Source organism: Segatella copri (genome assembly GCF_949820605.1).
In the GTDB taxonomy this organism is placed as follows: Bacteria; Bacteroidota; Bacteroidia; order Bacteroidales; family Bacteroidaceae; genus Prevotella.
This window is the reverse complement of the sequence record NZ_CATKVU010000007.1, coordinates 343,576-363,820: the sequence shown is the minus strand read 5'-3', so window position 1 is coordinate 363,820 and position 20,245 is coordinate 343,576. Positions and strand designations below refer to the sequence as shown.

The 20,245-nt window shown below is 44.3% G+C and carries 20 protein-coding genes; 14 read left to right on the top strand and 6 right to left on the bottom strand.

Translation table 11 applies throughout. From position 1 onward, the window contains the following. Positions 1–90 precede the first annotated feature (90 nt). Positions 91–1,728 (top strand): DUF6377 domain-containing protein, encoded by a 1,638-nt coding sequence (locus RCO84_RS16065; protein WP_317585690.1) that lies wholly within the window; start codon positions 91–93, stop codon positions 1,726–1,728. Between the two features lie 455 nt (positions 1,729–2,183). On the opposite strand, the gene RCO84_RS16060 is transcribed toward RCO84_RS16065, so the two are convergent. Continuing rightward, entirely contained in the window at positions 2,184–2,816 is a 633-nt protein-coding gene (locus RCO84_RS16060) for a nitroreductase family protein (RefSeq protein WP_264905526.1), read from the bottom strand. Positions 2,817–3,114: 298 nt separating this feature from the next. Between RCO84_RS16060 and RCO84_RS16055 the strand changes: the two genes are divergently transcribed. Further along, positions 3,115–3,804 (top strand): hypothetical protein, encoded by a 690-nt coding sequence (locus tag RCO84_RS16055; protein ID WP_317585688.1) that lies wholly within the window; start codon positions 3,115–3,117, stop codon positions 3,802–3,804. A 108-nt stretch (positions 3,805–3,912) separates the two neighbouring features. Then, positions 3,913–4,458, top strand: coding sequence for a nitroreductase family protein (locus RCO84_RS16050; RefSeq protein ID WP_317585686.1), 546 nt, complete (start codon positions 3,913–3,915; stop codon positions 4,456–4,458). A 78-nt stretch (positions 4,459–4,536) separates the two neighbouring features. Here the strand turns inward: RCO84_RS16050 and RCO84_RS16045 are convergent, their stop codons facing one another. Then, positions 4,537–5,025 carry a hypothetical protein gene (locus tag RCO84_RS16045; protein ID WP_117586386.1) on the bottom strand — a complete coding sequence of 163 codons (489 nt, stop codon included), beginning with the start codon at positions 5,023–5,025 and terminating at the stop codon, positions 4,537–4,539. After that, positions 5,012–6,319 (bottom strand): AAA family ATPase, encoded by a 1,308-nt coding sequence (locus RCO84_RS16040; protein ID WP_317585684.1) that lies wholly within the window; start codon positions 6,317–6,319, stop codon positions 5,012–5,014. The genes RCO84_RS16045 and RCO84_RS16040 overlap by 14 nt, the downstream gene beginning before the upstream one ends. A gap of 203 nt (positions 6,320–6,522) precedes the next feature. On the opposite strand from RCO84_RS16040, the gene RCO84_RS16035 reads away from it, so the two are divergent. Beyond that, positions 6,523–8,481, top strand: coding sequence for a MutS-related protein (locus RCO84_RS16035; RefSeq protein WP_317585682.1), 1,959 nt, complete (start codon positions 6,523–6,525; stop codon positions 8,479–8,481). Between the two features lie 70 nt (positions 8,482–8,551). On the opposite strand, the gene greA is transcribed toward RCO84_RS16035, so the two are convergent. Together greA and RCO84_RS16025 are read right to left on the bottom strand one after the other, a co-directional pair. Continuing rightward, positions 8,552–9,016, bottom strand: a complete 465-nt coding sequence (gene greA, locus RCO84_RS16030) for a transcription elongation factor GreA (protein WP_006848453.1) — start codon at positions 9,014–9,016, stop codon at positions 8,552–8,554. A 156-nt stretch (positions 9,017–9,172) separates the two neighbouring features. Then, a complete protein-coding gene (locus tag RCO84_RS16025) occupies positions 9,173–10,303 on the bottom strand; it encodes a 5-methyltetrahydropteroyltriglutamate--homocysteine S-methyltransferase (RefSeq protein ID WP_317585681.1) in 1,131 nt (376 codons plus the stop codon). 226 nt (positions 10,304–10,529) lie between these two features. Between RCO84_RS16025 and RCO84_RS16020 the strand changes: the two genes are divergently transcribed. From RCO84_RS16020 to RCO84_RS15995, 6 genes are all read left to right on the top strand, one after another. Continuing rightward, on the top strand, positions 10,530–11,006 hold the full coding sequence (locus RCO84_RS16020) for an Lrp/AsnC family transcriptional regulator (RefSeq protein WP_118190291.1): 477 nt from the start codon (positions 10,530–10,532) through the stop codon (positions 11,004–11,006). A gap of 11 nt (positions 11,007–11,017) precedes the next feature. Next, positions 11,018–11,716 carry a M15 family metallopeptidase gene (locus RCO84_RS16015; protein ID WP_287577541.1) on the top strand — a complete coding sequence of 233 codons (699 nt, stop codon included), beginning with the start codon at positions 11,018–11,020 and terminating at the stop codon, positions 11,714–11,716. A gap of 459 nt (positions 11,717–12,175) precedes the next feature. After that, positions 12,176–13,345, top strand: coding sequence for a DUF3810 domain-containing protein (locus RCO84_RS16010; protein WP_317585675.1), 1,170 nt, complete (start codon positions 12,176–12,178; stop codon positions 13,343–13,345). Between the two features lie 81 nt (positions 13,346–13,426). Next, a complete protein-coding gene (locus RCO84_RS16005; RefSeq protein WP_317585673.1) occupies positions 13,427–13,825 on the top strand; it encodes an A1S_2505 family phage non-structural protein in 399 nt (132 codons plus the stop codon). Positions 13,826–13,847: 22 nt separating this feature from the next. Continuing rightward, on the top strand, positions 13,848–14,660 hold the full coding sequence (locus RCO84_RS16000) for an ADP-ribosylglycohydrolase family protein (RefSeq protein WP_317585671.1): 813 nt from the start codon (positions 13,848–13,850) through the stop codon (positions 14,658–14,660). Between the two features lie 683 nt (positions 14,661–15,343). After that, entirely contained in the window at positions 15,344–15,469 is a 126-nt protein-coding gene (locus RCO84_RS15995) for a hypothetical protein (protein WP_317585669.1), read from the top strand. A 189-nt stretch (positions 15,470–15,658) separates the two neighbouring features. Here RCO84_RS15995 and RCO84_RS15990 read toward each other — a convergent pair whose 3' ends face one another. Beyond that, positions 15,659–16,210, bottom strand: a complete 552-nt coding sequence (locus RCO84_RS15990; RefSeq protein WP_317585668.1) for a vWA domain-containing protein — start codon at positions 16,208–16,210, stop codon at positions 15,659–15,661. 204 nt (positions 16,211–16,414) lie between these two features. Between RCO84_RS15990 and crcB the strand changes: the two genes are divergently transcribed. From crcB to recA, 4 genes are all read left to right on the top strand, one after another. Continuing rightward, positions 16,415–16,795, top strand: a complete 381-nt coding sequence (crcB, locus tag RCO84_RS15985) for a fluoride efflux transporter CrcB (protein ID WP_317585666.1) — start codon at positions 16,415–16,417, stop codon at positions 16,793–16,795. A 269-nt stretch (positions 16,796–17,064) separates the two neighbouring features. Further along, complete coding sequence (locus RCO84_RS15980; RefSeq protein WP_119229780.1) at positions 17,065–17,673, top strand: DUF6621 family protein; 609 nt, start codon at positions 17,065–17,067, stop codon at positions 17,671–17,673. A 30-nt stretch (positions 17,674–17,703) separates the two neighbouring features. Beyond that, entirely contained in the window at positions 17,704–18,945 is a 1,242-nt protein-coding gene (locus RCO84_RS15975; RefSeq protein WP_006848470.1) for a saccharopine dehydrogenase family protein, read from the top strand. Between the two features lie 20 nt (positions 18,946–18,965). Beyond that, positions 18,966–19,997 carry a recombinase RecA gene (gene recA, locus RCO84_RS15970; protein WP_022120294.1) on the top strand — a complete coding sequence of 344 codons (1,032 nt, stop codon included), beginning with the start codon at positions 18,966–18,968 and terminating at the stop codon, positions 19,995–19,997. Positions 19,998–20,245: the final 248 nt, after the last annotated feature.

The window sequence follows — 20,245 nt, the reverse complement described above, 5'->3', positions numbered from 1 at the left end:
TAAATATTTTCAAAAAAAACACGTTAGTAGATGCGAGATTCTGAAAGTTTTTTATTACTTTTGCAGCAGAATCTTTAAAACATAAGAAACATGAGACATTTTATAACTATCGTACTACTGATACTACTACCACTATGCGCAAAAGCAGACAACAGCCAGCTCTACAAACAGCTGGATGCTGCCCTGGAAAAACGTGCGCATTATGTAGAAGTAAAAGAGAAAAGTCTGAACGACATCAAGCAGGGTGCCAAGTATGTAACCAGCAACGAGGACAAGCTCAAGCTTTACGAGCAACTCGCCAATGGATACAAAGCCTACGAGTATGATTCGGCGATGACTTATGTAAAAAAAGGCCTTGTTCTTGCCCAAAAGAGCAACAACATCTTATATCATAAAAGATTCCAACTTAGCCAAACCAGCCTGCTTATCACACGTGGATTCTATGCTGAAGCAAAAAACATCATGCAGAAGATAGAACCCAAGGAAGAAGATCCGCTTGACTATCAGTTTCAATACTATTATACACTTTACGGACTATACAACAACTGGTCAACCTATTGTGAAAACAATGAATTCAGCAAGATTTACGACCAGCAGAAAGTGGAATACCTGAAGAAAACATTAGAACTATCGCCAAAGAAAGATGCATTCTATTACTACCTGCTGGGAGAGTTTTACTATTACAGCAATCATTCCAACAATAACAAGACCATCCAATACTACAAAAAAGCACTGAGTATGGAAAAGCCGGACAGCCGTCTCCATGCCATGACCGCCTTTGCGCTTTCTGAGGTCTATAAGAAAGCCAACAACCTAAAGCTAATGGAGCATTACCTGCTGGTTGCAGCCATCTCAGACGTCACTTCTGCCACAAAAGAAAATGTAGCCCTGCAAGACATCGCACTCTTCATTTACAAACATAAGACCAGAAGTCTGAACAAAGCCCAGGAATACATCAACCTATCCCTGGAAGATGCTTATGCATACAACAACCGGTTGCGCCGCATTGAGATTTCATCCAAATTGCAGATGATTACCAATGCCTATACAGATGACATCAAAACAACTAACAGATTGCTCAACATCGCCCTGTTGGTCATTATCCTGCTCCTACTTGGAGTAGGTATTAGCAGTCTGTTCATCCGCAAGAAGAACAGGCTTCTGAAACAAAAGAAAGATGAAATCACAGCCACGTCGGCAAAAATGGAAATTCTAAATGAACAATTGCATCTCATCAACGCCGAATTAAAGAATACCAATCAGAAACGCGAGAGATTGGTAAAGGTATATATTGACCTGAGCTATAAAAATATAGAGAGGAACCAAAAGCTACGAACATTGGCAGTAAGAAAGATCAAGGCCAACCAGAGTAAGGAGCTGCTGAGCCTCCTTTCTTCCTCAACCAATACAGAGAAGGAGAACAAGGAGTTTCTGACGGAATTCGACAAGGCATTCCTGTCTCTGTACCCAACTTTTATAACCGAGCTGAACAAGCAGCTTACAGAATCGGCACACATCCAGCTGAAAGAGAATGGGGAAATGCCCCCTATCCTCCGTGTGTGCGCCCTGTTAAGATTAGGCATTACCGAAAGTTCCAAGATAGCCGGCATCCTGTCTTATTCGCCACAAACCGTATACAACTACCGTTCCCTGCTCAAGAACAATGCCATCGACAAGGAGCACTTCGAAGAAAATGTGCTCAGACTCTGTATGGTTATCGCAGACTGATCGGAGATTTAGAATACAGCACAAATATCCGAAACAGATAGCTGCCAATGCTTTCTTCCGAAAAAATGGAGCTGATTTGCCAAAGTAACATCTTTGTCGCAGCTTCGTCAATGCTTTTCAACCTCATCGCACCCCCAGTGTAATATAACCACCGTACCTTTGCAACCGAAATCAAACGATATAGGTTATGAATGCTAAAAGGGGAATTATTGTATTAGGATTGCTCTCGGCGGCTAGCATGCCAACGTGGGCGCAACAGATTAAAGGAGTGGTTATCGACCAGAAATCGAAGGAAATTGCCAAAGTTTCTCAAACAAGCAACTTTTTTTTAACTTAAAGTTGTATAAAAAAGAACTTGAAGAAGATGTTTCATATTTTGCCTACATGTTTCAAAAATATACATATCTATCTTCAAACGTTGATGTCCTGAAACAGGACATCAACCTTCATTTGTCTTAATCCATGAACTTGATCATATCCTGACGCCTTGGCTTTGCCTCCGGCGATTCGTCAGGATAACCCAGGGCGATGCAGTAGAGCAGCTTATAATTCTTAGAGAATGCCATGCGGTCGAGGTAAGGCTTGGCTGACGGCGAATCCAATATCCAACGGGCTGAACTGCCCAGGCAGCAGGAACCGATGCCCTTTGACCATGCTGCAAGAATGATATTCTCACCAAGTAAGCCGCAATCAATCTGCGCCATATCATAAGTAGTATCGTAGGCGATGCAAACCACGCATGGAGCATTCACGAAGATGTTCTTGAAGCCCTTGCGCTCTGCTATCTTAGGATTATCCTTTACCACGGCTTGGGTTATCGAATCGATAAGTGCAGGAGAATCAATCACTCTGATTTCATACGACTGCAGGTTCTGACCATTTGGCGCATGGATGCCGCATTTCAGAATCTCGTTCAGGGTATCGCGGCTGATGACGGAATCCTTGTAAGCACGGATGCTTCTGCGACTCATCATCAAATCGGTTACCACACTTGCAGAGTCAACGCTGGTCATTGCCTCCGGCTGTCTGTTCTCATTGCAGGCTGTCAACATCAGTGCTGCTGCCAATCCTAAGAAAATCTTCTTCATATTACTCATGATTAAACTTATATTCCTATTAGTATATACCCATGTAGCGCTATTAGTATTTATCCACGTAGCGTTATTAGTATATACCGTACAAAGATAGCAACAAATACTGGTATTAAAGAAGATACGTTATGATTTTTAAGAGTTTTTATCGGTCTCTCCGCCATTCTTTTAACAAGTATATATCATAATAGCCAAACATTTTCCACCTATTTTGCTAGAATTTCTCAAAAACTTCGTATCTTTGCAATGGCTTTATGCAAGATAAGCTGTTTATAAAATCATCAAACGTAGAATTATGGAAAGAAAAAGTTATTCTATAGATATAAACCGCATTGCACAATATGCCATGTATGCATATTGCTTTTTCGCATTGTTTTCGCTGGCATTTTCTGTTTGCGGACAAGCGGGCTTATCCTTCAGAACAAGTCCCATCCTGATTCCAATAAGTCCCATCCTGGTTACCATCAAGCAACTGGTCTTGCAGCTCGCCCCTATAGCTTTATGGGGAATATTCCGCTGTACGCTACCGGCAGACGTAAAATTACTACGACGCTGCAGCGAGGTGATGGTGCTTTACTATGTGCTCTCATTCATTCTGGGTCTATGCTTCAATCTTCATCTCGTAACGATGATGCAGAACGGACAGATTACCCCAATGGCTTCCATACTCACCTGGACAGAAAGCACGATGGGCCTGATTTCCGTCATCGCCTCCCTGGTAGCCGGCTGTCATCTGTGCAGCAAGCACAGAGGTAACATACGCAAACTGGGCATAGCCCTTATCCTAGTTTTCATGGTATGGCTGATATGCTCAAATATACTCCCTGTTGCAGTGTTTTATCTGGCAGGTAACACCCAGCAGGCAGCCATCACCAGCATGAATCTCATCAGTATGATAACCACAACATCGGTTTATATATACGCATATTATAGGATGTATCGGGCGATAGAAAGAAATTTGCAATGCACTGCAAATTTTACCTAGAAGCACAAGAAATTTGTAATGCACTGCAAATTTCTCCAAAAAGTTTCGTATATTTGCAGCGCATTGCAATTTTAGCAATCAAGATAGAATAAAAGATGAATAAAAGCTATGATGGAAAAGAATCAGATTTTTGAAAATATCATGAGCCGTACATCGGTAAGAAGCTATACAGACATGCCTGTAGAGCCGGAGAAGGTGGAGATGATGCTGCGTGCCGGCATGGCGGCTCCATCGGCATGCAACAAGCAGCCTTGGCATTTTGTGGTTATCAACGACCGGGAGATTCTCGACCAGATACCACAGTTCAGCCCTTATGCCAGCATGGTGAAGCAGGCACCGCTTGCCATTGTGGTTTGCGGATGCCTGGACAAGACGCTGGAAGGCACAGAGCAGGAGTTCTGGATTCAAGACTGTTCGGCAGCCACGGAGAACATCCTGCTGATGGCTCACGGCTTGGGTCTTGGCTGTGTGTGGACAGCCCTCTATCCTCTGAAAGAACGATACGAGGGAATGCAGCAACTGCTGCATCTGCCCAAGACGATGATTCCGCTCAACACCCTTATCATCGGATATCCAAAGAATCAGGTGGCAGCAAAGGATAAGTGGAAAGAGGAGAACATTTCCTATAATAAATGGATGGAGAAAAATTCATAATACTAGAAAAAAAGACAGAAAAAGTTATAAAAAACTCCGTTTCTGAGTTTTCAAGACATCAGGAACGGAGTTCAAACACTAATCCTCGAACAGTTTATGAAATTCAACGGCATCCATAAATTGATAATTTGGATTATTTCCTACATTTCTTCTAAGCCTATTTAAATTGGAAGGAGTTGTAGCTTTCTTTGTCAGCAAAACATAGAAACTGTTATCAAAAGAATAGTTAGAAGTAACCATTGCCTTTGATTCACTAACCTTTTTTGCTATCTCCTTTGAATCCAAATTCCTGGTATTGCTTAGTCGGAATTTTGCATCGGCCAAAAGTAATCTCTTATCATTCACATGCAATAGCATATCTGCAGAAGATTTCTTATCAGCATGATGTTTTTGAGAAATTCGTCTCTGAACATCATCAAGTTCTATTGCCTTATCTGTGTCAGAGAAAAGATTTTCTGAATTTGGGCATCCCTCCTGCTTCATCAAATGATGCAAGCCGACTAAATCTTTTGCTGTCCAACAATCAATCTTGATTCCCTGATAATTGCCAATCTTAAATTTCGCCATAGTTCTCTACGTATTTCTGAAGAGTATCAAAAGATTTATTGAATGATTCAAATACAGGTTCGATGTCACAACCCAAATTCTTATAGTAGAACGAATCTGTACCTTCACTTTGCTCTGCCAGATAAAAGCGAGTAGTATTCAACAAGCCTTCTTTTTCAGAGATATACCTGATAGCCGATACCATATCGGGATTGTGACTCGTGATGAGTATCTTGGTTCCAAATGTTTTGTTGATGCGAACAAGAAGATGCGCCAACTCAACCACCCATTGTGGATGAAGATTTGTTTCAGGCTCATCAATCTCCAACAAAGTGTTTTCTGTCAGCCACCCGTTTTCTATCAGACGAAGCATATAAACCAGCGGTTTGAATCCCGATGCTATATCTTCAATTCTAATATCCTTACCATTGTTGCTGTGATAAACTAAATCAACAGCATCGAAATTTTCCTTTTCTACAATAGAACCATCTATCATTTTATTAATAGAATGAAGTAATTCCTGTTTGCCGGTAATCTCACTTCCTTTTTCATTTACGTGAACCACTTTATGTGCCAAGGAAGTCATCAGAACCCTATCTGATTGACGAAGAGAAATAGCTGCTGGTGTTCCTATATATATGGCATTATTTAAACTATATATCTTTCCAAGTCTATCAACAAGCAATTCCACTTCATCTTCCTTAAAGCTTATGCTGGCAGGAAAGCCATCCTTTTCCCGATATACAGAAGCGATTTTCTCTTTCAAGTAACTGATGGGACGATTTTTTTTGTTGTGTTCATATTTCTGAAGATATTCAGAAAACAACTGAATGGAATTTCGTTCTATATTCTCATGAACATGATTTTGTTCAGTAATCCCAAAAAGATTAAGCACTCGACGCACCTGCTGAGGATTCTGCTCTTTCTGAAGAAAGTTAACCAGCATGTCATCAAGTGAACCAATCGATCTTTTATAATAAAAATCGAGCTTCTCCACACCACCATTACTCAATGTTACCATTGTCATTAATGATAAGGTATGGTCAAAAAATCGTTTTTTATCATCATCCAGATAATTTGAGATATCATCCAGCGCATTAGAATATTTCTCTAATGATTTGATAATCACATCTCTGAAATCAGAGAAAAAGAAGCTGTCTAACACTGACAATGTATTGACGATATAATACAACCAACGGGACATAGTGCTTTTTCCACAGCCATTGCTACCCACGATAACTGTGATACCCTCTATTTCGATATCAGCATGCCCTATTGCATGATAATTGTCTATATTAAAATTATACTTGCTCATTATTCAAACTATTTTAATGCAAAAATACGATGTTTTTGTGTAACCTCCAAATTTTCATAGCACTTTTTACTGCCAAGGGTTCATAAAAGCCAGATTCCTATCACGAATATAAGTATAAAAGACTTAAAATGAGAGAATTTATTTTGAAAATCTAGATTTTATCCCTAATTTTGCACATCAAAAAAGAAAAATAAAGAAAAAGAATGAATATCAAGGAGAATTATCAACAATATGTAAGCCGATACGCTTCTGAGGTGGCTGCCCTGAAGCGTAAGAATACGGGATTTATAACTGGCGAGCTGCTGGCTTTTGGCGGCATCCTCGCCTTCCTGGTCTGCTATTTCGCATTGGATGGAGAAACACAGAACTATCTGATGGGGGCGGCGCTGTGCCTGATTGCCTATCTGGGTATCAGAAGACTTGACGATAAGAACAAGGAGAAGATAGAGCATCTTTCGGCTTTGCTCAAAGTTTATCAGGACGAAATCAAGGCTTTGGAGGGGGATTTCTCGCCTTTCGAGACGGGCGATTGCTATCAGAATCCGCAGCATCCTTATTCCTTCGACCTCGATGTCTTCGGCAAGAGTTCGCTGTTCAACCGCATCTGCCGAACCATCACATCGGGCGGTTCGGAGGCACTCGCCAGGAATCTTACCCGGGAAACGCCTCTGAGCCTGGAGGATATCAAAAGAAGAAGGGATTTGCAGAAGGAACTGGCTGGAGAAGGCGAAAACTGGCGAATGGAATTCCTGGCACTTGGCGAAAAGAACAGAAGCCAAACTGCGGATGGCAAAATGGTGAATGGCAAGATGAAGAAGATTGATTCTGCTGCTGTGGTGGATGCGATGCTGAAGGTTTCGAAGATGGAGGTGCCGGCATGGTTTGGGGCTCCGGTTTCGCTCGTTATCGGATGGATGCTGATTATCGGAGTCATCGGTTCCGTGATTTTATCGATATGCGATATGGTTTCGGTGAATTTCGCCCTGTGGTGGGTGTTGGTTCAATACATGGTGGTGTTCTTCGTCTGCAAGCAGACACTTGACAAGATAGATAGCAATGGCGGCAAGCTTCGCCATCAGCTCATCGCCTATGCTCAGATACTTCAGCTTATCAACAGGCGCAATTTCTATAGCGAATCAGGCAAGGAGATGCAGAATTCCCTGGCAGATGCCCTGCCTTCCTTTGCCCAACTGGAAAAGATATTGAAGGGGTATGACAGAAGAGGCAACTTCCTGGGTCTTTTCTTCACCGATGCCTTCATGCTGAGCGATTTCTTCCTGGTTCGCAGTTTCCTGAAATGGAAGAATACCTATATGATGAAGATGGAGGAATGGATGCATATCATCAGTGAGATGGATGCAATGGTTTCGATGGCGAATTTCAGATATAATCATCCGGAGGCGGAAGAGGCGGAATTTGTTTCGGGAAAGCAGGAAACAGATGCTGAAAGCGCTGTTTCAGAAAGCGATGTTTCTGAAAATGCAGGAATCGAAAGTCCGGAAATCGTGTTCGAGGGAAAGAATCTCTATCATCCTTTCCTGGGTGCCAAGGCGGTGAAGAATGATTTCACCATCAAGGACGACAACTATTATATCATCACCGGAGCCAACATGGCGGGAAAGAGTACCTTCCTTCGTTCGCTGGGCGTGAACTATATCCTGGCAATGGCGGGTATGCCGGTATTTGCGGATCAGCTGAAGATTTCCCGTTTCAGATTGTTCTCGAGTATGAGAACCACCGATGATTTGACGCATGGCATCTCTTACTTTAATGCTGAGCTGATAAGACTGGAGGAGCTACTGAAGTTCTGCAGGGAAAGTGCAGAGGGAAAATTCTGCAAGGAAAGTGGAGAAGGCAATAAGGAGCCACTCCGAACGCTGATTATTCTGGATGAGATTCTGAAGGGAACGAATTCATTGGATAAGCTGAATGGTTCGAGAAAGTTCCTCGAAGCCATTGCCAAGCAGCCGGTGAGCGGCATCATCGCTACCCACGATCTGGAGCTCTCCAAGATGGAGAATGATGCATCAGGAAAATTCCACAATTATTGTTTCGAGATAGATTTAGGCACAGATGTTACCTATACTTATAAGATACAGAAGGGTGTGGCAAGAAACCAGAATGCCACCTTCTTACTGAATAAGATTCTAGAAAAATATTAGAATAAAAAGAGAAACTCCCGATAATTTGAACAACTTCAAATTATCGGGAGTTTTCCTTTTAAAGAATACATTATAACTCCACGCTATCCAGGCGAAATTTGAGCAAGCCGGCTGGCACCTTTACCATTACCTCTTCACCAGCCTTCTTACCCAGAAGGGCCTTGGCGATAGGCGACTTGATGGAAATCTTGCCACTATGGAGATCTGCCTCGTGAGGATTTACTATGGTATAATTCATGCTGCACTTGTTGGCGAGATTGGTAATCTTAATCTTGCTCAACAAGCCAACGGTATCGCTCTTCAATCGAGACTTGTCGATGACACGGGCATTCTCCAAGACCTTCTGCTTGAAGCTGATGCGGCTCAACAGCTTGCCCTGCTCACGCTTGGCAGCATGATACTCGAAATTTTCACTGAGGTCGCCCTTATCGCGGGCCTCAGCTATCGCATCGCGAACGGCTGGCAACTCTACGTTAACCATGTGTTGAAGTTCGGCCACGAGCTCATCGTAGCCTTCCTGAGACATATATTCCATCTTCTCTGATAATCTTAATGAATGATGTATTTAATTTTCGGGGTGCAAAGTTACTAGTAATTCATGAAAACACCAAACATTTTTGATAAAAAGTAAATAAAAAAAGAGAAGATGTGCAGCCATGACAGACGGTACATCTTCTCCTTGAATATATCATTATCCCCAAACTTCTTCAGAAATCTCTCTCACCAGATCTATCTTTGCCCACTGCTCAGCATCGGTCAGTTTATTGCCAATCTCGCAAGAGGCGAAACCGCATTGAGGGCTGAGGCTTAAGCGATTGAGAGGAATATACCTGGCTGCTTCGTGGATGCGGTCGATAACCGTAGCCTTATCTTCCAACACCGGAGATTTGGAGGTTACCAGACCCAGAACCACCTTCTTGCCATCAGCCACATACTTCAACGGCTCAAAACCACCCGAACGCTCGTCATCATACTCCAGATAGAAGGTATCTACCTCCTCATGAGCAAAGAGATAAGGAGCCACGGCATCGTAGGCACCCTTGGTGGCATAGCAGGAATGATAATTGCCACGGCATACGTGGGTGTTGATGGTCAACCCATCCGGTTTGCCCTCGATGGCAAGGTTGTTCACCTTCAGATATTGCAGGGCTTCCTGCTCAAGGGTAAATCCTGTACCCACCTTAGCCTTCCAGTAATCGCTATCCACAATCATTCCCCAGGTGCAGTCATCCTGCTGGACGGTACGGCAACCGGCTGCATAAATCTCCTGGAAGAAGGTGCGATAAGCCTGAGCAATATCCTCAATCAGCTGGGTAGTGTTAGGATAGAACTTGCGGGTATTCTCGGCATTCTTGCCACGGAACAGTTCGGCAAGAAACTGTGCAGGTGCCGGAACCGTCTGCTTTGCCTCGAAGATATACTCACCCTCGGCATCCTTCTCCTCAAACTGCTTTACAAAGAGGAAATCCCTGATAAAAGGATGATTCTCGCCGGTAATCTTGCCAGTCAGTTGGATAGAACCCTTGGTTGTCTCCTCGCCATGAAACTGGTAACCATGCTCCAGTTCGATATGCTCCACGCCATTGAATCCCCACATAAAATCGAGATGCCAATAGCTGCGGCGGAACTCACCATCGGTGATATAAGGCAGGTGATGCGCCTTCTGCTGCTTGACGACCTCTGTAATCAGACGGTCTTCTACGGTGCGAAGGTCGGTGGCTGAAATCTGTCCATCAGCAAACTTAGCTCTCGCTTCCTTCAACTCTGCAGGGCGCAAATAGCTGCCCACTGCCTCAAAATGTATATTTCTTACGTTGCTCATTATTTTATCTCCTATATTTTTAAATGATGAATGACTCTTAATTTGCCATTATCTTATTGACAAACGGCTCTTTGCATCCGGAATTGCGGGTGCAAAGGTAAGAAGAAGAATTTTATTTGCCAAATATTCTCCGTAATTCAGAAAAATATACTATCTTTGCAGCGAATTAAGCAAATCAGCAGAATATTATTCTGTAAGAATCAATAAAAACAGAAATAAAGAAACAATGACAACAGAAGAAAAACTTGATGAAACAGACATCAGAATACTGAAGTTACTGCAGCAGAATTCCCGACTCACCGTCAAGGAGCTTGCTGCAAGAGTACACCTCTCCCCTTCTCCCACCTTCGAGCGACAGAAGCGGCTGGAACGCGAGGGATACATCCAGCGATATGGAGCCATCGTAGACCATCACAAGATGGGACACAACGTAATCGTGCTCTGCAATATCCGGCTCAAGCAGCACACCCACGATTTGATTCAGCAATTCATGGATACCGTGCAGACCATCGACCAGATAACGGAGTGCTACAACACCACCGGCGATTATGACTTCCAGATCAAGGTATATGCCCGGGATATGAAAGCCTATCAGGACTTTATGCTCAACACGCTGGGAAACATCGACTGCATAGGAAGTCTGCACAGCATCATCGTGATTGGTGAAATCAAGGATTCGCATTATATACCCGTAGCAAAATAAGGAGAAACGTGATGAAAGCAAAAAATATATTGATGATATGCCTGTTTATTTCCGGACTTTTCTGCCTCCCATCCAAGGCACAGCAGCCTGGAGAAACCGTCAGTTCTCAAACCATCAGGAAACTGGGCGAGAAGCATTTCTTCTCCATCTCCACTATTCCTGATGATATCTTCCGCCTGATGCAGGGCAAGACATACAAGAAGAACTGTACCGTGGCAAGAAGCGAACTGAGATACATAAGATGCCTGCACGTAGACAAGGACGGCAGAAACATCGTAGGAGAAATGGTGGTGAACAGGGCGATAGCCACAGATGTGCTCGATATTCTGAAAAAGCTCTACGAGGCGAAATATCCGATAGAGCGGATGAGACTCATTGACTACTGGGATGCCGACGACGAAAGGGCGATGAGAGCCAACAACTCCTCCAGCTTCAACTTCCGCTTCATCTCACATACCCATACGGTATCGAAGCACGGAAGGGGACTAGCCGTAGACATCAACACCCTCTACAATCCTTACCACAAACGACTGAAGAACGGCAAGGAAGTGGTGGAACCTGCCACCGCCCGCCCCTATCTGGACCGCAGCAAGAACCACGCTTATATGATAAAGAAAGGCGACCTCTGCTACCGGCTTTTCAAGGCAAAAGGATTCAGATGGGGAGGTGACTGGAAACACAGCAAAGATTACCAGCACTTCGAAAAATAGAAATGCAGGAAAGAACAGCCAGCAAAGAAAGGACATAAAAAAAGACTATGCCTATGTTACATCATTTCTTTAGCAACTATGGCATAGCCTTTTATTATCCTAACGATCTTTTTTATATGTAACACTAATTTAATTCACCTGTTACAGCCTTTTTATAATACATTGTAACTAGCTGTACCAGACAGAATTATATTCTCTACGTTCATCGTCCTCATTATAGAGGTTCTCATATTCAAGGTTCATAGCCTCGAATGATTCCAGTGTCTGTTTCATGATAACTCCTCCTCTATTTATTAAGTTCAACTTTTAATATGGCAAAATTACTAAAAAAACAGATTTCTGATGTCAATATTTCAGAAAACTTTTGTATTTTTGCACCATCTCTGCACATCAGGGGCAAAAAGTGCAAAAAAAACAGCTCTGTTCAAGAGCCATGCAAGATAAAAAACAAGAAACAAGATGAAGATATTACATACTTTACGACTCGACAGAATGAAGTGGCGCCACTGGGTACTGCTGCTGTTGCTCATCCTCGTCACCCTTACCAAGATGATTCCTCTCTGGGGAGTCATCTTCACCTACCGTGTTTATCCCGTTATCGGCACCCTTCTTTCACCCATCTCAGGCATCTTTCCTTTTGCCGTGGGCGATATTTTCATAGCTCTCAGCATCGCCTGGGTCGTCCTCTATCCTATCTACGAGATGGGATTACGGAAGAAACTCGCCCGTCGGTTTATCTTTCTTGCTGCCAAGAGCGGCGGCTATCCGAAGAAAAAGGTGGTCTTCGGGAGGGTAATTGAATATCTGCTGTGGGTATATGTATGGTTTTATGCAGCTTGGGGACTGAACTATTCGCAACCCGTTATCTATTATAGAGTAGGCATGCAGCCTGCTGAGGTTTCGGAAGAGAAGTTCCGGAAATTTGCCTACCAGTATGCCGACAGCCTCAACCTTTTGAGTGAAGAACGGAGAGGGAAGAGTGAAAAAATCAATTATATTGTGGATGATAAACTGAAGAATCGGGTGCGGGATGCGGTTCTGAAAGAATATAACAAGATAGGCTATCGGGAGGGCATCAATCCGCCTTTCAACCAGCATCCGCATGCCAAGACGATGGTGTTTACGCCCCTCAGTTCGATGTCGGGTGTAACCGGCAGCATGGGACCATTCTTCTGCGAATTTACGCTGAACGGCGATATTCTTGCACACGATTATCCTGCTACCTATGCCCATGAGTTTGCTCATTTTCTGGGCATTGCTAACGAAGGAGAGGCAAATTTCTACAGTTATCTCGTCTGTACGGCATCACAGGATAAGGCGGTGAAATTCAGCGGATATTACCACATTCTGCCCCATGTATTATATAATGTATTCGACATTCTCGGCGAAAAGGAAGGTGAGAAATACCTGAAACATATCCGTCCTGAGATAATCAGGCTGCTGAAAAGCGACCGCCAATACTGGCAGGGCAAAAGATGCAAGGCACTGGATGCTGCCCAGGATTTCTTCTTCGAACTCTATCTGAGAGGCAACCATGTAGAAGGCGGCAGAAAGAGCTATGCTGGCGTCATCGGTCTGATTCTGGCTTGGGAGAACAAGCAGGAAACTGTAGAGAAGATATGCCCATGAGAAGAAATGATGTCCGAATGCATGCGCTGCGAGGAAGCGACTGATAATAGCAATAACATATTTAATAATAATAAGAAGAATATGGAAGATATGAAGAAGGGAAGAATCACTCCTAGCTGGATTGATTCATTGAAGGAGAACGAGATTTTTGTGTTTGGCAGCAATCTGGCTGGCATGCATGGTGGTGGAGCAGCCCGCATTGCCCGCCTGCATTTCGGTGCCGTCATGGGCAAGGGTGTAGGCTTGCAAGGCCAGAGTTATGCCATCCCTACGATGCAGGGCGGCGTAGAAACCATCCGTCCATACGTGGATAGATTCATCGCCTATGCCAAGCGACATCCCGAGAAGCATTTCCTGGTAACCCCAATAGGTTGCGGCATCGCCGGCTTCGAAGCCGAAGACATCGCCCCATTGTTCGAGAAGGCAAAGGAGATGAAGAACATCAGCCTGCCGGAGAGTTTCTGGGAGGTGATAAAATAAAGTTATAGAGAATTAGTAGCTTATGTTAGGAGCAATAATAGGAGATATTGCTGGCTCAAAATATGAGTTCAACAATACGTTTGATTATGATTTCGAGATGTTCGGCGAAGGATGCGACTTCACCGATGATACCATCTGTACGGTAGCGATAGCCGATGCGATATTGAACGGACGAAGCTATCAGGAAAGCCTGCTGGATTGGTGCCGCCGCTATCCTTCCCCGAAAGGAGCGTATGGCGGAAGATTCGCGGGGTGGATTCGTTCTCTTGATCCGCAGCCATATAATAGTTTTGGCAATGGTTCGGCAATGCGAGTATCACCGGTGGCTTGGCTATTCGATGACCTGTCGCAGGTTTTGGAAGAGGCAGAGAAAACGGCTCTTCCTACTCATAACCATCCCGAAGGAATCAAGGGAGCCAAAGCCGTAGCTCATGCCATCTGGCATTTCCGCAAGAGCAGATTCTCAGAAGAATCTAAGGAGTGTAAAGATAAGAATTCTAAAGAATCTGATGATAAGGCAATGAAAGCCTTCAAGGATATCGCCCGCAGCTATTACGAGGATTTCGATACCCGAGATTATCCGAAAGGCAAGTTCGATGAAACCTGCATGGATGCCGTGCCATTATCTTTCTATCTCCTCTCGCAAGCCTCATCCTTCGAGGATGCCATCCGCCTAGCCATATCTCATGGCGGCGATAGCGATACCATCGGAGCCATCGTCGGCTCCATCGCCGAAGCCCGATTCGGTATTCCGCAAGAAATGAAAGAGAAGGCATTCTCTTATCTTCCGGATGATATGAGAGAAATATCGGCTAGAATAAAGTGTTGCCACTAGGCTCAGCAAAGCTGCTGACTGCAGTCAGCAGACCTGCCGACTAGGCTCGGCAAACATGCTGAGCCTAGTGACAACTGCTGAGAAGGTATCTTCTGGAACCCGAGGAGTAATGTCTTTCAACTCACGAAGGCGCTTGCATCAACCTATAGAGTTGACTCCATCACCCCATCGAGCCGACTCCGTCATCCAGTAGAACCAACTCATTCTGCTAAATCAACCCTATCTACAACCTTCTCCAGACAGTTAATCATTTTGATACTGCTTATCAGAAATTGTGGTCCCAATAAAAGTGTCTGCGATGCTGGCGGGCTATAAAGTCGATATTACATGTAAATGAATCCCAATAAGAACTAGAATTTCAATAAGCCTAATTATGAGGACTAAAATTACGTCATGCCTGATTAAGAACTTACTTGAGAGTAGGCAGAACATCTTGGAAACTGCGTCGGGATGTAGCAGACAGTACGTCGGGACGTATCCATTATTACGTCGGGACGTATCAGATGCTACGTCGGGACGTAATTTCTTCTACGTCGTCTGTCAAAATTGCAAAAAAGCGATTGAAAACGCCCAGCATTGTACCGGGGAAAAGGTCTTTTTGTTCAATGCTTTCTTATTTTTTGCCCCAAAATTCCTCTAAAACACCTATATTTCGCTGATTTTATGGCAAGATATGGCAGATTATGGCAATTCAAAAAGCTATTGTCATACCAATATATCCTTATAATCAAACAGTTATAGAGCAGTATGGCAATATGGCAATTCTTGAAAGAAAAACAATTATAATACAGCAGATAGAAAAACACTAATCCTTTTCAATATTCCATCTGTTGCAAAAACAAAAAGGGTGCGCCATTGCCTTATGACACACCCCTCATATTATAATTTAGTTTACTCGCTTGCAAGTTATTCTCTGCTTATACTGACTTCCTTTATTTCTCCTCAAAGTAACTGCCTGCTTCCATCTTGCAATCCATCGCACGGCACTTGTTGTAGCGCTATCGGGCTCTGTTTTCTCTGGCAAACATCGCCTTGGTGCCAGCCTCATCTTCTGAAAACTGCAGATGATTGTCGATGCCCATACCATGAGCAATGCTCTCTACATCAAGATCATCGGTACCGATGAAGGTAAAGGTCCAGTTCTGCTTCTTCAGCTTCTCTATGAGGTTCTTGATCATCTTCAGATCATACTCCTCGCTGCAATTCTCCTCACCATCTGTAATGATGGTTACCAATACGCTGTCATCCTCGGTGGTCAAGGCGTTAATCTTAGCGATGCCGATGGCATCGTAAAGAGGGGTGCCGCCACATGGGTTGTAATCCCTTGATTTCAAAGGCTTAATATGATGAGCAGACACATTATCATAGAACAGATTCTTGTGGGTGCTGTCGAAGGTGATGAGCGTAACACGCTGCTCCATATCCTTATGCGTCTTCTGCATTTTCTGAATCGTGGTCAAGGTCTCGTTGATGCTCACCAGTGCCTGGCGCTCGATAATACTCATGCTGCCACTCTCATCTACTACCAAAAGATTGAATACTCGTTTCATAACTTGTTTCTCCTATTTATTTTAAATTGTTCAACATAATTTTATAAGCAAGAAGAACTATTCCCTGCTTCTATTTATCCCTTAAAAGAAAGAATAGAGGGAAAAATTAAGAAAAGGATTATCTTTTTTCCAAAAATATTTTTGTCAGTAGAAATAAAACCCGTACTTTTGCACCAAATTATTATACATATATTATATAAGGAGATGAAAGAAATATTGATAGTAAGCATTGGCAGCTTCTTCGGGGGCGGCATGAGATATTGGATTTCAAAGTTGGTACAATCCTGCACGGTGATTGCCTTTCCGTTCGGAACGATGGCGGTGAATGTGGCGGGATGCCTCATCATTGGGTTCCTCTCGGGATTGAACTGGCGGGAAGGGGGATGGATGTCGCCATCTGCCAAACTGCTGCTCACCACGGGATTCTGCGGAGGATTCACTACCTTCTCTACCTTTATGAACGAGGGGGCAGGACTGATGAAGGAAGAGAATTATGTCTATATGATGCTCTATCTCTTCGGAAGTCTGGCGCTGGGACTTATCGCCGTTCTTGCCGGACATTATCTGGCGAAGATTATCGCATAAAAGACTTCGGAGAACAGAAAGAAGAAGAGCCCGGATTGCCGAGAAAGAAGACCGGAGAATGGAAAGAAGAAGAGCCCGGATTATCACATAAAATACTGAAGATAGTATTCCATCAAATGAAGAAACGATGAAAATACTATCTTTTTTATTATTTTATATTTCCAAAATGCCTTAATTACGAAATTTATTCGTAAATTTGCAGAAATAATCTGCATTCGACAATTTGAAAGCAAGCTTTCATCATGCTCGTTTGCTTAATTTTTGCACCAATGAATACATTAGATACAAACAATATAAAATGGAGCGAGAATGTAATCATCGCTGACGCCGACTATATCGACCGAGTGGCATTCGACCTGATAGTCAACTTCGAACGAATGATTAACCGTCGCATCCAACCAGCCGATATGGCACAATGGGCAGTCTGCATTGCCCTTGACGGAGGTCTGAGAGAGGGCGAGCACGAGACACAGGTTGTGCTTATCCACGACAAGCAGTCGATGGCGATGAAGAACTTCCGCCCTGCCAACTATGAGAAGGATCTGAACGCTCAGGCTTTCAAGGATGATAAGCTCGGAGAGTTCATCATCTCTTCTTATCCTACAGAGGAGAAGATGGTAGGCAAGGATGACTTCCTCATAGATGTGGCACGCACCGTATGCAACGCCAAGGAGGTGAAGCGAGTGATGGTAATCCCAAATTCTGAGGATGGAGATGCTTACGACCGACTCCGCGAGATACTCCGCAAGGTAGATGACGATGACAAGCGCATCACCCTCTTTGCCATGCAGCCCATGCCAGGCGGCAACTTCAGACAGGAGATTCTCGGTTATTCGCTCATGAATGCCCTGGGGATTTCGGCAAATGAGATAAAGTAAACATTAAACACTTAACATTAAAGATAAAAAATGAGTAGAGTACTTATGATTGGCGCAGGTGGCGTGGCTACCGTGGCTGCCTTCAAGATCGTCCAGAACCAGGACGTTTTCACCGAGTTTATGATTGCTAGCCGTCGCAAGGAAAAATGCGATAAGCTGGTTAAGGATATCCATGCCAAGGGCTACAAGATGGATATTCAGACAGCTGAGGTGGATGCCGACGACGTTGAGCAGTTGAAGGCTCTCTTCAATAGCTACAAGCCTGAGCTTGTCATCAACCTAGCTTTGCCTTACCAGGATCTCACTATCATGGATGCCTGTCTGGCTTGCGGCTGCAACTACATGGATACCGCTAACTATGAGCCTAAGGACGAGGCTCACTTCGAGTACTCATGGCAGTGGGCATACAAGGATAAGTTCGAACAGGCTGGTCTCTGCGCTATCCTCGGCTGCGGTTTCGACCCAGGTGTATCAGGCATCTTTACCGCTTATGCAGCCAAGCATCACTTCGATGAGATTGAGGTGCTCGACATCGTGGATTGCAACGCCGGAAACCATCACAAGGCTTTCGCAACCAACTTCAACCCAGAAATCAATATCCGCGAGATTACCCAGAAGGGACTCTGGTATAAGGATGGCGAATGGATTGAAACCGACCCACTCTCTATCCACAAGCCTCTCACCTACCCTAACATCGGCCCTCGCGAGAGCTATCTGATGCACCACGAGGAGTTGGAGAGTCTGGTGAAGAACTACCCCACCATCAAGGAGGCACGCTTCTGGATGACCTTCGGTCAACAGTATCTCACCTACCTCGACTGCATCCAGAACCTCGGCATGAGCCGCATCGACGAAATCGAATACGAGGCTCCTTTGGCAGACGGTTCAGGCAAGACTGCCAAGGTGAAGATTGTTCCTCTGCAGTTCCTCAAAGCCGTATTGCCTAACCCACAGGATCTCGGCGAGAACTATGACGGCGAAACATCTATCGGTTGCCGCATCCGCGGTAAGAAGGATGGCAAGGAGCGCACCTACTACGTTTATAACAACTGCAAGCACCAGGAGGCTTACAACGAAACCGGTATGCAGGGCGTAAGCTACACCACCGGTGTGCCAGCCATGATTGGTGCAATGATGTTCCTCAAGGGCATCTGGAAGAAGCCAGGCGTATGGAACGTAGAGGAGTTCGACCCAGATCCATTCATGGAGCAGTTGAACAAGCAGGGATTGCCATGGCACGAGGTGTTTGATGGCGATTTGGAAATCGACTAAACTTTAAATAAAATAAGAATATGGCAAAAGAAATGCAAGAGGGAAAATTGAATCCCAATGAAGGCAAGCTGAAAGCTCTTCAGGCAGCCATGGCTAAGATAGAAAAGGACTTCGGTAAGGGCTCTATCATGAAACTCGGCGATGAGCACGTTGAGAATATCGAAGTTATCCCTACAGGCAGTATCGCTCTCGACAATGCACTGGGCGTAGGCGGTTATCCTAAGGGACGTATCATCGAAATTTACGGTCCGGAATCTTCTGGTAAGACAACATTGGCTATCCATGCCATCGCAGAGGCTCAGAAGGCTGGCGGTATCGCTGCTTTCATTGATGCAGAGCACGCTTTCGACCGTTTCTATGCGGCTAAATTGGGCGTTGATGTTGATAACTTGTGGATTTCACAACCAGATAATGGTGAGCAGGCATTGCAGATTGCAGACCAGCTGATCAGTTCTGCTGCTGTAGACATCGTAGTTGTTGACTCTGTTGCCGCCTTGACTCCTAAGAAGGAAATCGAAGGCGATATGGGTGACAATGTGGTAGGTCTTCAGGCTCGATTGATGAGTCAGGCTCTCCGCAAGCTCACTTCTACCATCAGCAAGACCAACACTACCTGCATCTTCATCAACCAGTTGCGCGAAAAGATTGGTGTAATGTTCGGTAACCCAGAGACAACCACCGGTGGTAATGCATTGAAGTTCTATGCATCAGTGCGTTTGGATATCCGCAAGGCAACAGCCATCAAGGACGGCGATGAGGTAGTAGGTAATCTGGTTCGCGTGAAGGTAGTAAAGAACAAGGTGGCTCCTCCTTTCCGCAAGGCAGAGTTCGACATCATGTTTGGCGAAGGCATCAGCCGGGCCGGCGAGGTATTCGGTCTGGCTGTAGCCAACGATATCATCGAAAAGAGCGGCAGCTGGTATAGCTATGGCGGTTCTAAACTCGGACAGGGTGCCGATGCCTGCAAGGCATTGCTCAAGGATAACCCAGAACTTCTCGATGAACTGGAAGCTAAGGTTCGCGAAGCACTTGCTGCTAAGGAACAGAAATAAAGCCAGATAAGGTTTCACACCTTATTATGTATAGGAGCTTTATCTGAAAAGAAAGATTTCTCAATCATATTACAGGAATCAAGATAGGGAGAATGCGACATTTTATCGCCTCCCATATCTTGATTCCTTTTATTTTGTCAGCATTATCTGACACCTTGTCAGCCACTTTAAATTTTACAATCCCTTGGCACATGCTTTGTTATGACGAAAAGCGTGAACGCTGAATAGAGAGGTTCCCGACAGATGCA